The organism is Imperialibacter sp., assembly GCF_048007035.1.
Taxonomy (GTDB): domain Bacteria; phylum Bacteroidota; class Bacteroidia; order Cytophagales; family Cyclobacteriaceae; genus Imperialibacter.
In genome coordinates this window covers 5144342-5158022 of the sequence record NZ_CP180355.1, presented here as the reverse complement: position 1 = coordinate 5158022, position 13681 = coordinate 5144342, and the positions used below count along the sequence as shown (strand labels likewise).

The following is a 13681-nucleotide window of genomic DNA, read 5'->3' as shown; positions in this document are numbered from 1 at the left end:
AGCAAAATTAAGTGAGTAGAAAGATCAGACGTGTCCTAACGTTATTGAGAAAGCTTCAAATGCTTCTTAATTTGCCCCACCCTGGAAACCGCCACGGGCAGTTTCATTCCACCTGTGAGTATCACTTCCGGTGTGTCGGAGAAAAGAAACTCGTCCACATCATTCAGGTTAACGATGCATTTGCGATGAATTCTGATAAATTTCTTCCCAGGCAGGGCCTGTTCCATGGCTTTCATGGACCCTCTGAGCACGTAGGCTTCATTGGTTCGGGTATGGAGCCGCACACAATAGTCGTCTGCCTCCACCCACCTTATATCGTCTAGCGCCACCACCCGGCTCCGGTTGCCTGTTTTGACAGTTATGAATTGAGCAGAATCGTCGTACTGCTGGGCTTTCAGCTCCTCATATAACGACTGGTTGCTGACCTTCATGGAACTTAGCTCTTTCACCGTTAGCTCCAGCGTTTGTATGTTCACGAAAAAATGAAGTGTTATAATCAGGGAGGCATAGGCCAAAAGAAAAATGGGCCCTTTTTGGAAAGTGTAAAATGTAAGTCCCCCAATAAATCGCTCAACTGTAGCGGGATCACCTTGAAAGAACACTTCTTCCAAAGCAATGAGAACCATGCAGAGCAAAAGAATTCCAAACACCCATCCAAAATAAATAAGCGCCTGACTTTTGTAGTCACCTTCCTTATCAAATGGGTGGCGCAGGGCAAATACAACCAATGGAGCTCCAGCCAGCATCCAGATCAGCCAACTTTTAAGGTGGCCAATGATCAACTCAAGCAGCGTAATATTAGCATTTGGGAAAAGGTTATATCTCCGGAGGTAGTAAAATTGCTGTGCGCCCTCGAATACGATCAGCGCCGCTATAATTCCAGCAACTATCAATACAGGCTTTATCCAGTTGCCTCCGGGAAAGGTATTATCGGATGATAGCATATCTTCTTTTGCAGGCTCGTTAGCTTCGGCTTCAATGATATGCCAAAATACTCAATCGGATCTTAAAAAACTGTGGACTCTGACTTTAAGACTCCATAGTAAAAGTCACTAACCGCAATTCTGTTTGAATACAGTTCCGTTTCCTTTCTTGAATACGGAGTAAATGTGCATGATACTTCTGGCGATGGCTGTATCTTTGCTTGCGCTTCATATCTTATTGATATTTCATTTTCCAAAAAAAACTTAACACTTCAAAAACAGCCTAATAAGGCTACTATACTAATTGATCAAAGCCTTATCGCTACCCCAAAAGTAGGATAAGCTCGTTTATTGGCGGGTGAATAATTCATGGTGACATTGTAAAACACTGCACTGTCTTTGTCCAGATTTTTTCTTATCACCCCAAAACCCAAATGTACAAGGTGTGCATCGAAACGATCGTCATAAACGGTGTCATCTGAAATTTTTACCTTGTAGAAGTCGTGGCTGTACAGCGGCTGGATCACAAGCGTGTTTGCTTCAGTCACATCAAAACTAAAGGGAATACCGCCTACCAGCTGGGCAAATGTGGCGGTACCATTTTCTACCTTGTCGGTAGAGGCTGCAAAGCCCCCACCTCCATAGAGTGATGCATGAAAAGTACCCTCGTTGGGTAAAAGGGCATACTTGGCGAACCCGCTGAGCCCTGCGCTGAAAAGTCCAAGCCCAAAAGATCCGCCCACATCGAGCCGCTCGGCCAAGCCATACTGAGCCTGAATATTGATCCACGGCGCAGGCACTTTGAAGGGATTGAGCTTGACAGTTTGCGTGACGGTGTCGGTGGTGTAGGACGGAACCACATTGTAGGAAAGGCCAATAGCCCCCTCGAATTCTTTCTTCCCAACGGTATTTCCATCCTGAAAGAGCACGCCTGTACTTACGCATCCGGTGCATAGTGCACCAAATAGCAGCATTAAAAAATGAGTTTTCATAAGTCTAAAAAAGTAAAGATAGATAAAATCATTTATACATTATTCATGCCAGATTGCTTGGGCCAGGCAGTAGCATTTGTTGCTGAATACCCTGCCGTATTCCTGATTGCAATCAAACATTATTGACTTATATTGAGCTGGCCTTCGGCAACTACTTAAACAACCTCAATGAAATACCTTCTAACCTTCATCACCTTTCTCACATTGACATCCAGCACGCTGCTCAGCCAAAGTGCCCAGGAAATTGTAGACGTTACCAAAGTGTTCCTGAAAACACTGAGTGCAGAAGAGCTTCAGCAAATCAGTTTACCTTTCGACGACCCGGGCCGGGAAAAGTGGACGAACCTGCCCGTTGGTCTTGTGCCAAGGCCTGGTAAGCGCTATGGTGACCTTTCAGAAAAAAGCATGATCCAGTTTCACAGGGTGCTCACAACTTTGTTTAGCTCGCAGGGTTATCTGAAGATCACCAGCATCATGCAGCTGGACGACATTTTAAACATAGTCTACGACACCTCATTTGAGAGGGGTACAATCTCCAAAGAAGGGCTGGCACAAATCAAAAAACTCGATTGGGAGTATGGCAATTACTTTATTTCTCTCTGGGGCACGCCCGATATGAAAGAGCCCTGGGGTCTGAATATGGGTGGCCATCATATGGCCGTCAGCCTGTCGATGGCGGGTGGTAAATACTCGCTCACCCCCCTCTTTTTTGGGTCTGACCCAGCCGAGGTTCGAATTACCAAATATGCGGGACTCAGGGTACTGAGCAAAGAAGAAGATTATGGCTTTCTGCTGATCAATGCTTTGACTGAGCAGCAAAAGAAAACGGCTACCTTAAGCCAAAAGGTGCCCGGCGACATCATCACCAGCCCTAACGGGCCGAAAAGAATTGACGACTACTATGGCATAAAAGCAGCTGATATGGAAAAGGAGCAAAAAGGGCTGCTGGAATGGCTGATCAAAGAGTATGTCGACAACCTGGAACATGAGGGTGCGACGAGGGTCTATGACAAACTGGTTGAGACTGGGATCGACAACATCTATTTTGCCTGGATTGGAAGTTACGAGGCCAGAAACCCCCATTACTATATCATCAATGGCCCTGACTTCATGATTGAGTACGACAACGTGGGTTTCGACAACGACGGAAATCATATCCATGCCATCTGGAGGGAAAAAGGCGGCGACTTTGGTGAAGACATTCTCAAAGCGCACTATTTGGGGCACAAGCATTAACCAATCGGCAGCAATTGGGATGAACAAACGCTTGGCCTTATTGTTCAGCTTTGCGCTGGCAGCGATACTGACATTTGGCAGCTTACTTTATTACGTTACCAGCACTAAGGTGACAGATGTTTCAACATTTGAGCCTTATAGCGAAATAGTAGGCACAACTGTTGTTTTGAAACGTCCGGCAGTCATTGTCAGAAACCTTGATGCCTTTGTAAATGAGCACCCCTATTTACTAATCGAGATAGATCAGGGCCTTTTTGAAGGCACCGAAGCTATAGCCACGCTGCCGATCGGTACCTCTCTGGAGATTCAAAAAGCAAAGCACTTCACAAACGGCTCCAGTGGATTCACACATGCCTTTGTGCTCGGTTGGGTGCAGCTGCCTGGCAGTGGGAAAATTGTTCCGTTTGAATATGGCTGGGGTGAGCAAAACATTTCACTTTATAGCGAAGAGGAAGAATACTGGACGTACCCGGTGGCATTGTGGCAAGCAAATGCGAATACAGCAAAGTTTTACATGGAAAAGACTGGCTTGCAGTGACGCTGGCTGTTGACTTAAAAAATGCCCTTCCCTTGCGTCGGAAGCTAAAACAGCGCCTCCAGTCGATGAAAGCAGTAAAAAAGTTTCACCAGGCGTGTACCGAAGCCGTCTGAAGGGTACTTATAATTAAAGGGCAACATCGTCTTTGATATTAAAAAATCTGAAACTCACCAAAACTCTAAAAACTATGAACCTGCTTCGCTTTGAACTACCCTCTCGTTTTCATGACTATGGATTGCTTGTGTTGCGGCTTGCTTTCGGCTTCTCCCTCATGTACGGCCATGGCTGGGGCAAAATGATGCGGCTATTCGGCTCCGACGAAATTAAGTTTGCCGACCCCTTCGGCTTTGGCCCAGCCTTCACACTGAGTTTCGCAGTATTCGCCGAGGTAATCTGCGCCATATTAGTAATGGCGGGCCTATTTACAAGAGCAGCGTTGATCCCACCCTTTATCACGGTAGCAACGGCCTTCTTCACCGTTCACTTCAGTCAGGAATTTGGCCAACAGGAAAAAGTAATACTGTTCAGTTTTGCCCTCCTGGCACTCTTTTTCACCGGCCCTGGTAAGTACTCACTGGATGCGGCGCTATCAAAAAATAGTACTGGAATGACTTGAGTCTCTTCATCACAGAAGCTTAACCGACACCCCCCCGACGTCATATAACATCACAGCCCCTATAACCTCTTCACATGTTACCTAAGGTCGTATTCTACACAGTATTACTGGTTCAAACTATTACACTAGCCTCCAATACCAATAGAACCGAGCCCCTACAGGAGGGCTTTTCATTCTACGTAGGCACTTATACCCGTGGAGAAAGCAAGGGCATCTATCGATACCGGCTTCAACCTGACGGCAAGCTGAAGAGCTTCGGGCTAGCCGCTGAGACGGAAAACCCGTCATTTCTGGCAAAAAGCCCCGATGGCAAATACCTGTTGGCGGCCAATGAAAACAGAAACGATGCCGGTGGCGGTGGCACTATTACGTCGTTTGAGATAAATGGCGAGGCTTTGTCTCTTATCGACAAAAAGCCATCAGGAGGAGCTTCGCCTTGCTTTGTAACAATCGACAAATCTGGTTATGTGTTTGCTGCCAACTATAGCAGCGGGAATGTAGGGCTGCTACGGTTAGGTTCCTCAGGCATGCTAGATGGCCCATTGCACGTGCAGCAACACGAGGGCGAAGGATCTCACGCAAGGCAAAAGGGGCCACATGCGCATTCTGTTTGGTTCGAACCAAAGGGAAACACAATCATCTCAGTCGACTTGGGCACCAACGAACTCTGGTTTTCGACCCTGGATAAAGACAATGAAAAATTGGTTCCAACGGCGCCTTACAAACTGGCGATGGCTCCGGGAGCTGGTCCACGACACATGGCTTTCCATCCCAAAGGCAACTGGGCATATGTAGTCAATGAACTATCGTCCACAATAACTCAAATAAAGAAAAACAATGTGGGGCACTACGAAATTGCAAGCTCCGTTAGTACATTACCCGCCGGATATGAAGAAACCAGCAGTTGCGCCGACATCCATATTTCCGACGACGGAAAGTTCCTTTATGCCTCCAACAGGGGGCACAACAGCATAGCGATTTATCAGGTTAATTCATCGAACGGCAGCCTGGCACTTGTGGGGCATGAGGGTGTGCGGGGCGACTGGCCCAGAAATTTTACGCTATCCCCCGGTGGCGACTACTTGCTTGTGGCTAATCAAAAATCTAATAATATCATTTCGTTTAAGCGTGACAAGAAGAGTGGCAAGCTGGGGTTTGTTAGTGAGATAGAGGCTCCCAGTCCTGTTTGCTTGTTGTTCTAACACAGTCTTATGATCACTGGTTAAAAAAGGGGAATCATGCGACTGACATGTGATTCCCCAACTTTGCTTTGGGCGTTACCGTGCTACTCTGCCTGAGGCATCTCCCGCCATCAACTTCTTCACCTCCTCAAGCGTTGCCAGGTTAGCATCTCCTACAATCGTATGCTTGAGGCAAGAGGCGGCCACAGCAAAGTTGAGTGCATGCTGATCATCGTCTGGATAAGTGAGCAAACCATAAATAAGGCCTCCCATAAAAGAGTCTCCTCCACCTACCCTATCCACGATATGCGTAATTTGATATTCAGGGGATTTGAACATGGTCGTTCCATCATAGAGCACACCTGCCCAGGTATTGTGTGACGCAGAAATGGAGCCTCTTAGCGTGGTGATTACTTTCTTGGCATTCGGAAATTTCTTCATCATTTGCTGGCAAACCGATAGAAATGCTTCGGCCTTTACGTGCTCTCCTTGCTTGGTGATGTCCAGGCCGTCTGGCTTGATACCGAAGTGTTTTTCGGCGTCCTCTTCGTTGCCTAAAATGATGTCGCAATAAGAGGTTAGCTCTGTCATGATTTCCTCAGGTTCAACTCCATACCTCCAAAGCTTTGCCCTATAATTCAGGTCCGTCGAGATTGTAAGGCCCATTTTGCGGGCTGTTTGCACAGCCTCCAGGCAAGCATCAGCTGCACCCTGCGATATGGCCGGTGTAATACCAGTCCAGTGAAACCACCGGGCACCCGAAAATACACTCTCCCAATCAACCATGCCCTTTTTTATTTCCGCTATCGCAGAATGAGCCCGGTCGTAAACCACTTTACTGCCTCTGCTCACCGCACCGGTTTCCAGAAAGTATATGCCGAGTCGGTCTCCGCCAAAAATAATTTTATCTGTTCCAACGCCTCTTTTGCGCATCTCCATTAACGCACACTCACCGAGGTCATTTTTCGGCAGCCGGGTAACAAAGTCTACCGGAATCCCATAATTGGCAAGTGATACAGCCACGTTTGACTCACCTCCGCCATAAACTACATCAAAACTTGTTGTCTGCGAGAGCCTTAAAACTCCAGGGGTTCCAAGGCGCAACATGATCTCACCAAAGGTTACTACTTTTTTCATGGTCAATTCTTTTTCAAGATGTTATCAGTTAATTATTTGCTGGGATCTGCTCTGGTTCCTCATATCCCTTTGGGGCTCTTTTGTGCCAATAGGAAGCCAGTATAGAGCCCGTGATGTTCATGAGTGGGCCAAATACCGCCGGTGCCAGTCCCATGGTGCCAATTTTCCCAAGCGTATTGGCTATGCCTGAGGCCAGGCCGCCATTCTGCATCCCCACTTCTATGGCTATTGTTCTTGAGTCCTGTTCATTGAGCTTTAGCAGCTTTGCATAAAAATACCCAAGCGTATACCCAAATAAATTGTGAATAAGCACAAGAACCATCAATATCCCACCGATATCGAGAAGGCTATCCCGGCCTGCCGCTGTAATAATCACAATGATGACCCCAATCGCCAGCATGGAAAGCAACGGCATTAATTTGTCCATCCATTTAGTTTTGTCACCCAACAATTTGTTAAAAAGCAGGCCGGCTCCTATCGGAAGAATGATCATCTTCACAATGCTCCACATCATCGCAAGCACCTCAATTTCGATAAACTCACCGGCAAGCAACTTCATCATCAGTGGCGTTGTAAATGGTGCCAGCAGCGTTGCGATGGATGTAATGGTAATGGAAAGTGCCAGGTTAGCCTTCGCAAGGTAGGCCATCACATTAGACGCTACTCCGCTGGGTGAGCACCCAATGAGCACTATTCCGGCGGCAATTTCAGGAGGAAAGTTGCTGAGCTTGGCCAGCGTGAAGCCAATTAAAGGCATGATCAACAATTGCGCACTTACACCAACTACCACACCTTTCGGGGACTTAAAAATGGAACCAAAATCGCCGAGACTCATAGAAGTACCCATGCCAAACATGATAATTTGAATCAGTGGTATGATCAGGTTGGTGAGTTTGAAACCTTCTATTACCAGAAAATACTCTGGGTAATACAAGGCTATGGTTACACCGGCAAAGATCATAGTGGTAAACACATAGCCTCTCAGCTGCTCGTGGCCACTGAAGCCGAAAGCAAGCAATGTAAAAAACGCTATAATGAGTGAACCAGCCTGCGACAGCCCACCGGTGAATATGGTAAAGAGTATCAGTAAAAGAAGAAGCAAAGTAGCCCCGAGGGCTGTTGAGTAGATGTTGAATTTTTTCAAAACTTCGTGGTTTAGGGTGAATTATTAATTTACCATGGCGGCCTGGCCCGTCATAACTTAAAAGCCTGGCGCAAGACCAGGCGAAGATGGCCGTTCGGGTACAACTTGTAAAGCTGTGCGTTGCCAATGCGCATATCAACCGTGTCTCCGTTGTTGAGTCCCTTAGCCTGAAAGACATGCCTTACAATCGCCATATCTTCAGTAGTGGTTATTTTTTGGTTTTCTGTTTCGATAGACAGGAAAACAAATGGCCCGTTCACCACATCATCGACAAAGGTTTGTTTGTCCTGAACAGCGCCACTCGAATGCCCGTAACTAAGCTCTGCTGCGCATATGCTTATCAACGTCTTTCGGTCTCTGTTAAGCAGGGCCATGTTCAGGCCATCAACAGTCAGTTTCACCAGGTCAGCATTAATCTTCTGGCCAGGGGCGTCACCTGCTCCCTGTACAGCTGACTGACTGTTTTGCTCGCCGCAACTTAACAAAACGACAAGGAGAGTAAATATTAAACTGTATAAGGCTTTTTTCATTCTATAAGATGTTTTTGTGACTTATTAAAGAAGAAGAAATGTGATAGTAATGACCGGCTCCGTGCATAGTGACTGCTATAAATTGAACATGTAATTGAGCTTAAGAAGTATGGCTCTGTTTCGGTTATTTTGAAGAAACGGCGACGTAGTATAGTTGTCGCTGTACACAAGAAAGATATCCGACATGGTACTGTAGCGCCACTGCAGCCTGCTGTTCACATTGAAATTCTCCCGCTGTGTATTGTATTGCAAGAAAGTTGTCCAAAATACCTTCGTGCTAAAATTGACTTCAGCTCGGGCGTTTACCAGCCTGAGGTTTGACTCCCCGTATGGATCAGGCAGCTTTAGGTTGTTTTGCTCCCAGCCCACGGAGAAGGTTCCCCAGGGCTGCCTCCGGTAGTTCAGCTGAAGCAAGTACCTGGTTAGGCTGCCATTGTAGTACTGCCCCACACCTACTTCAGTTTGCCATGAGAATAATTTCCTGGCATCGGACTGGTAGGTGACATTGAACCGTCCATAGTCGAATGAACCCGGCATCAGCGGTGCGGCATCGGTAAAGTCTGTAGGAAATCTTAGGTTGGTCTTAAGTAGCTGCGGTTGTAGCTGGAGTTCGGCCGTGTTTTGGAATTTGATCTTATAGTCAATCCTGTTCTCCAGGTCGCTGATGGTGCCGTCCGGGTAAAGATCGTTATAGGTTCTCAACTCTATGTCGTGCGCCACAATCTTGCTGCCCTTTGCCGGACGAAACACATAGCCGAACCTGCCATAAATTCGCTCCCAACCGAGATGAATCAGTGTATCTCTCACAGCATCGTAGTTTTCAAGACGGGGAAAAAAGCCCATGTCGGCGAAATAGTCGGACGATATGTTCCAGTAATTTATGCGTGCCTTCCATTTTCTTCCCGCATATTCAATACCCAGGTTCGTAAACGACCCATAACCAGCGTCAGGCTTCGCTGAAAGGTGATAAGCCGCAAAATAATTCCAGGTACCAGAGTTGTTCAGGTAGTTAAATTCTAATCCAGTATTTCTCCCATAATTATTCCCTTGCCAACCATCCTCTTGTGTGTAAGCCTGGCGATTTGTAACATAGCCTCTCAAAACGGAGCGACTCCAAATTCTCTGATTAAAAACGGCTATGGAATAGTTTTGTCCTGGCACGGTATCATTTGATTTGGTTTGAAGATGCAACAGACCGATCCTGGTGTTGGGAGTCACATTTCCACTCAATCGGGCTCCGTAGTTAATTGCAACCGGCCTGTTGTCCATGTCGAGTCCCATTCGTCTGGTAAAAATGGGCTTGGCATCGTTGGGGCCAAACTCGGTAAAGAGGTCATTGTTTTCGAGAAAAAAACCACGTTTTTCAGGAAACCTGAGGTTGAACCTGGTCAGGTTCGTTTGCTGCACATCCACGTCAACAGTCGAAAAATCGGGATTAACCGTAAGGTCCAGGTTGAGTGAAGAAGTGAGTGCAATTTTCGCATCTCCTCCCACACGCACGCTCGTCTCAGAGCGAGGCGATTCGGCCTCGTTGTCTCTTGTTACGCCGCCTGTAACATAGGGCAGCACCGAGATATTGGTGCCATTTTTTGTCGGGGCAATGTCCCATTTCAGATCACCGGTGTACCCCAGGTCATAAAGTTCAAAATTAACAGGCAACGGAGTCCAGCTATACTTTTGATTCCTCGACATATCATTGCGAAAGAAATTGACGCCCCAGGTACTGTTTTGGCTGTTGAACCGCAGGGTTTTGAATGGGATCGCCATCTCAACAACATACCTGTCCGGGTGGCGGGTAACGGCAGAGTACCACCGGTTGTCCCAGCTAAAAGTCATCCTGTCGGGTTGGGTAGCATTGGGCCCAAGCAGCTCTTCCGTCTGCACATTGTAGGGACTTACACCAAAAAGAAAGCCATTGGTATTGCTATTTACCGGATCGATAACTATCCCAAAGGCATCACTGGTGAAAAGTCCGTTGTCTCTCTTTAAAGTCTGAACAACATAATCCTCCACATCATAGCAAATAGCAGCGATGTATAAGTTATCGGCATCGTAAGTCATTCTAACTTCAGTGCGAACATCCGTTTTTATGTTATCCTTGGGGTATTGCTGCCAGAAATCACTCGCAACGTTTGGCGTAGACCATGAGTCCTCATCTAGCATACCATCAACTTTAATCGGATCATTATTCCTCTTTATATGCAGTTGATAGCTTGACAAATCACCCTGTAACTGCCTCGCCGACAATGAGGAGATTGAAATAATGGCAACAACGAATAGAAAAAGGATCAGGTGTCTCATTTCTCAATGATTTCTATATTTTTTTGTGAATGAATAGAGCATAGAACCCCTTGGCTCTGCCTTTTAGCTAAGCCCCCTACGCCCTATTCAAGAAATGAAGTTGCTCGGCAGAAGCTAGTTGGATTTTTGCTTGAGCGCAATGTATTCGTCCATAAGCTGAACAAATGCATCTATCATCGCAGGTTCAGCACAGCCTGGCTTCAAACTATTGCCAAGGGCTTTTTCCGAAGGCATCAGGTAAGCTGCATCGGTAGGTACATATCCAATAGCATTTGCCATTACTGTCACCATCATCGTCCTGTCAAATCGTGAGGTTTCCTTCAAATGCATCCCAATTTCGGTAAACACTTCAGCAGCTACTCCGGCCAGTGCGATATCGTTGATCATCAACAAGTGTAATGGAATAGTTACCGGGTCTCCATCAACCATTTCGACTTTGGTTGGTGCGAGGTACCCACCTCTTGGCTCTTCAGGCTTTCTTGGATATTTCCTTTCCTGCCCTTCACAGGTTACTGAGGTTTTTTTACTCCAGATTTGCGCTGTCTGATCAGTATTTTTAATCGATTTAACAAGTCGAACAATCTCTTCTCCCAGTCTCCTAGCCTGCACATCAAGTATGGCATATCCCCCAATACCTTCGTCCTGTGTGTCTGGATGATCCTGATTGTAGGTCGACATAAACATAGGGTTTTGATCCCCAGCTGCACCACTTGTCCAAGCTGTCACAGCGTTTTTGAAGTGCCTGTCAACATATTTAGCAGTTGCCCCCGGCAGGTCGGCCGAGATCTCTGGAAGACCATCCTTAGTAGTAGCCCGATACATCACCACTGCATGCACAGCGTAGTTGGCATAAATGGCAATTGGCTCGCCCGAGAGTGTAGTAAATGAAACAACAGCTACTGTCTTATCGGAAGGGCCTTCTGGGTTGTAGCCCATGTGATAGCCTTCACCAATTTTTTCATCCCTGTTGGTATTGATATAGGCTTTACCTTTTGCAAACCCCACTTTGGCAGGCTGTAGTTTGGCATTGGCTGCATTAATAGATTTTATCGTGGCATTCTTAATGATGTTGTAGTACTCATCAGTGTAATCATTTGCCGGCAGCTGTATGGTGTTATGATCATGTGTAGCCGCTATAAACAAATCCTCTTGCGGAATCTTAGTACCAGCAGCCACTTCCTGAATAAAGCGGGCTCCGCCGGGCACTTTGCTTATGTCCATAGACACCAACGCCACTTTTTTGAATCCATTATCTATTACAATGGAGCGAACAAGCAGCGAATCGTGAATGCCACTAAACCTCCGAAATTGATCGGCAGAAGCGGTGAAAATGCTTGCTGGCGGGTTCATTATTTCTCTGGCCGCACCTACCTTCAGTGCACCCGATGGTATTCCCTGACCTCTTACCACACCAACTGCTGCTGACAGCAGTATAATTAGCGTAACTATTTTTGATGTTTTCATTTCTCTTGATGATCTGATTTGTTCAATAAAGCTTTCCTGTTTTTTCCTTGATTGCATACAGCTGACCATGGATCGGCTATGATTATTCTAAATATTGCACTTAACGGTTTATTACCTCAAAGACATGTTCCCCCCCCGTCGTTATTTAAAAAGCTTGAAAAAAGTGCGCCAAGGCTGGCGCACCTTTCCACCTACTTAAACAACATATACAACCTACAAACTCAATGTCTTATGTGAGCCCTACGGCCTTATGATGGTACCGTCAGCGTTTCGGATTTGATTATAGCCCCTTAGCCTGATAGGATATTTAGCAGCCAGCTTCTCATCAATGTCCACCCCGATACCCGGCTTGTCGTTCAGATGCATATAACCATTTGTGGTCGTCGGAGATCCGGGGAACACTTCCTGTTCTACCTCTGGAAATATCCGGCCTTCCTGAACGCCAAAGTTCCAGATGGCCATATCCACATGGGCATGGGCTGCATGACCAACTGGTGACACATCGCCAGGGCCATGCCATGCGGTACGAACACCAAAGAATTCACCCAATCTGGCGATTTTCATAGCAGGAGTGATGCCACCGATCTGCGACACATGGCACCTTATATAATCAAAATAGCGATTGGCGATAGGCTCCAGGAACTCGTTGATATTGTTAAAGAGCTCTCCCATTGAAATAGGCACATTGGTGCTTTCTCTGAGCTGTGGCCACCAGCCTTGGTTTTCTGGAGACAAAGGATCCTCCATGAAGAAGGGCCGGTACTGCTCTACTGAGTTGATGAGCTGAATCGCCTCCATGGGCTGGATTTTCTCATGAATGTCATGCATGAGATCAATCTCGTCACCACATTGCTTTCTTACTGTGTCAAAAAGTTCAACTACCGATTTTATGTATTTCTGAGGATGAAAGTAACGGTCTCCCGCATAGCCATATCCCGCCTTCTTGAAGTCTGGAACATAAGAATCATCAGTTAGCGATGGAGAGCTCATCCGGACATACTGATAGCCCTCTTCTTTAAAACGATTAACGTTATCAGCCACTTCCTGAATGGATCCTCCTGTCCGTGCATAAACGGGTATGGCAAAACGTGACTTGCCGCCGAGCAGCTGATACACAGGCATACCTGCTCTTTTCCCCTTGATATCCCAAAGAGCCTGGTCAAGCCCGCTCAGTACATTGTTCAGCACCGGGCCATTGCGCCAATAGGAATCGATGTAGAACGAGTTCCACATGTCTTCTATGTTATCCACGTCCTTGCCCTTGCAGAAAGGAGCCAGGTAATCATTGATGGCCGTAACCACCACCGATGCACGCTGTGTGAAAGTGGAGCAACCCAAGCCATATAAACCCGGCTCACTGGTTTCAACCTTCACCACGATTAGATTGGCGTTACTTGGAGAGGTCGCAATGGCCTTTACGCTCTTGATGGTCACAGGGGCCGTTCCCTTTGCATAAGCTGGTGTTTCCTTGTCTTTGGCATTAGCGCTGCCAAAACCAAAGAGCCCAAGCGTACCGGCTGCCGATCCAATCCCCAATGTCCGGAGGACGTTTCTACGGCTTTCTATATTTTCATTTTCTTTCATGGTATTAGTGTTTAAGAGTATGTTCTGGTCTTTTT

General features: G+C 46.6%; 12 protein-coding genes. 4 read left to right on the top strand and 8 right to left on the bottom strand.

Features of this window, described 5'->3' with window-relative positions; translation table 11 throughout:
• Positions 1-41 precede the first annotated feature (41 nt).
• Positions 42-944 (bottom strand): LytR/AlgR family response regulator transcription factor, encoded by a 903-nt coding sequence (locus ACMVP2_RS22320; RefSeq protein ID WP_416865179.1) that lies wholly within the window; start codon positions 942-944, stop codon positions 42-44.
• A gap of 287 nt (positions 945-1231) precedes the next feature.
• Entirely contained in the window at positions 1232-1897 is a 666-nt protein-coding gene (locus ACMVP2_RS22315; protein ID WP_416865178.1) for a hypothetical protein, read from the bottom strand.
• A 186-nt stretch (positions 1898-2083) separates the two neighbouring features.
• Between ACMVP2_RS22315 and ACMVP2_RS22310 the strand changes: the two genes are divergently transcribed.
• The 4 genes from ACMVP2_RS22310 (at position 2084) to ACMVP2_RS22295 (ending at position 5507) form a co-directional block, all read left to right on the top strand.
• Positions 2084-3151: a DUF3500 domain-containing protein gene (locus ACMVP2_RS22310; RefSeq protein ID WP_416865177.1), complete on the top strand. Its 1068-nt coding sequence runs from the start codon at positions 2084-2086 to the stop codon at positions 3149-3151.
• A gap of 19 nt (positions 3152-3170) precedes the next feature.
• On the top strand, positions 3171-3689 hold the full coding sequence (locus tag ACMVP2_RS22305; protein ID WP_416865176.1) for a hypothetical protein: 519 nt from the start codon (positions 3171-3173) through the stop codon (positions 3687-3689).
• Positions 3690-3876: 187 nt separating this feature from the next.
• Entirely contained in the window at positions 3877-4305 is a 429-nt protein-coding gene (locus tag ACMVP2_RS22300; protein WP_416865175.1) for a DoxX family protein, read from the top strand.
• 74 nt (positions 4306-4379) lie between these two features.
• Entirely contained in the window at positions 4380-5507 is a 1128-nt protein-coding gene (locus ACMVP2_RS22295) for a lactonase family protein (protein ID WP_416865174.1), read from the top strand.
• 75 nt (positions 5508-5582) lie between these two features.
• Here ACMVP2_RS22295 and ACMVP2_RS22290 read toward each other — a convergent pair whose 3' ends face one another.
• The 6 genes from ACMVP2_RS22290 to ACMVP2_RS22265 form a co-directional block, all read right to left on the bottom strand.
• A complete protein-coding gene (locus ACMVP2_RS22290) occupies positions 5583-6623 on the bottom strand; it encodes a PfkB family carbohydrate kinase (RefSeq protein WP_416865173.1) in 1041 nt (346 codons plus the stop codon).
• 28 nt (positions 6624-6651) lie between these two features.
• On the bottom strand, positions 6652-7767 hold the full coding sequence (locus ACMVP2_RS22285) for a bile acid:sodium symporter family protein (RefSeq protein ID WP_416865172.1): 1116 nt from the start codon (positions 7765-7767) through the stop codon (positions 6652-6654).
• Positions 7768-7817: 50 nt separating this feature from the next.
• Positions 7818-8297: a nuclear transport factor 2 family protein gene (locus ACMVP2_RS22280; RefSeq protein WP_339786848.1), complete on the bottom strand. Its 480-nt coding sequence runs from the start codon at positions 8295-8297 to the stop codon at positions 7818-7820.
• A 75-nt stretch (positions 8298-8372) separates the two neighbouring features.
• On the bottom strand, positions 8373-10598 hold the full coding sequence (locus ACMVP2_RS22275) for a DUF5916 domain-containing protein (protein ID WP_416865171.1): 2226 nt from the start codon (positions 10596-10598) through the stop codon (positions 8373-8375).
• 114 nt (positions 10599-10712) lie between these two features.
• Entirely contained in the window at positions 10713-12062 is a 1350-nt protein-coding gene (locus ACMVP2_RS22270) for a neutral/alkaline non-lysosomal ceramidase N-terminal domain-containing protein (RefSeq protein ID WP_416865170.1), read from the bottom strand.
• Positions 12063-12302: 240 nt separating this feature from the next.
• On the bottom strand, positions 12303-13646 hold the full coding sequence (locus tag ACMVP2_RS22265) for an enolase C-terminal domain-like protein (RefSeq protein WP_416865169.1): 1344 nt from the start codon (positions 13644-13646) through the stop codon (positions 12303-12305).
• Between the last annotated feature and the right edge of the window lie 35 nt (positions 13647-13681).